This is a genomic window from Vibrio sp. 970, from assembly GCF_033339075.1.
The window spans coordinates 1-779 of record NZ_JAWOTW010000218.1 but is presented as its reverse complement, the minus strand read 5'-3'; the positions used below and the strand labels follow the sequence as shown (position 1 = coordinate 779).

Genomic DNA, 779 nt, shown 5'->3' with positions numbered 1-779 from the left:
CAACCTGTTGTTCATATAGACCACGGTATCGGTCGCTACATTGGTCTGCAAACCCTTGAAGCGGGGGGAATGAAAACCGAGTATGTGACGCTTGAATATCAAAACGACGCCAAACTTTATGTTCCCGTTTCCTCGCTAAACTTGATCAGCCGTTACTCTGGCGGCGCTGAAGAAACGGCTCCTCTGCACAAACTTGGCGGTGAAGCATGGTCGAAAGCACGTCGAAAAGCAGCTGAGAAAGTACGCGATGTTGCAGCAGAGCTACTTGATGTATACGCGAAGCGTGAGCTAAAACCGGGCTTTAAATTTGCCTTGGATCGTGGCCAATACGCGACCTTCAAGGCAACATTCCCGTTTGAAGAAACCGATGATCAAACCATGGCAATCAACGCGGTACTTTCCGATATGTGCCAAGCAAAAGCCATGGATCGTTTGGTGTGTGGTGACGTTGGCTTTGGTAAAACAGAAGTTGCCATGCGTGCGGCCTTTGTTGCTACGGACAACAGCAAACAAGTTGCCGTACTCGTGCCAACAACCCTGCTTGCTCAGCAGCATTTTGAAAACTTCCGTGACCGCTTCGCGAACTTGCCAATCCGAGTCGAGGTGCTTTCTCGCTTTAAATCAGCCAAAGAGCAAAAAGTGATTTTGCAAGATGTTGCGGATGGCAAACTTGATATCGTCGTCGGTACGCACAAATTGCTCTCCAGCGACATCAAATTCAAAGATTTGGGTTTGTTGATTGTCGACGAAGAGCATCGCTTCGGTGTTCGTCAAAAAGA

General features: G+C 48.4%; 1 protein-coding gene. It reads left to right on the top strand.

From position 1 onward, the window contains the following. On the top strand, positions 1-779 hold a 779-nt coding region (locus R7Q11_RS25790; protein WP_225466953.1), incomplete at both ends, for a DEAD/DEAH box helicase.